Genomic DNA, 468 nt, shown 5'->3' on the forward strand with positions numbered 1-468 from the left:
CGCATCATCCGGCCGGCCCGCGTTGCCGTGACCGATCCCGCATAATCGAAAAAGCCCGATCGGCAGAGCTGGCAGGGAAAGGAGGACGTCGACATGGCTAGTCAGGACTGGTTCGAGAAGGACTTCTATGCGGTGCTCGGCGTCCCCGTCGATGCCGACCAGGCCACGATCAAGAGGACGTACCGCAAGCGGGCCCGCAAGGAACACCCCGATCAGAATCCGGGTGACACGAACGCCGAGAAGCGTGTCAAGGACGTGGGCGAGGCGTATGCGGTGCTATCCGACCCCGAGCAGCGCCGCCAGTACGACGCCATCCGGCAGATGGCCCGTGGAGGTGCGCGCTTCACGGCGGGGGGGCCCGGAGGAGGTGCAGGAGGCACAGGCTTCGAGGACGTGTTCTCCCAGATGTTCGGCGGCGGTGGGACGCGCGTGCGCTTCGACACCGGCGCCGAACATCTGGGAGAACAC

At 66.2% G+C, this 468-nt stretch carries 1 protein-coding gene; it reads left to right on the forward strand.

Annotated elements, in window-relative coordinates; all coding sequences use genetic code 11:
- Positions 1 to 93 precede the first annotated feature (93 nt).
- The coding region (locus tag I6F37_RS39030) for a DnaJ domain-containing protein (RefSeq protein ID WP_225154229.1) at positions 94 to 468 on the forward strand (375 nt) is incomplete at its 3' end.

Origin of the sequence: Bradyrhizobium sp. NBAIM08, assembly GCF_020193935.1 — a bacterium.
Lineage (GTDB): Bacteria > Pseudomonadota > Alphaproteobacteria > Rhizobiales > Xanthobacteraceae > Bradyrhizobium > Bradyrhizobium yuanmingense.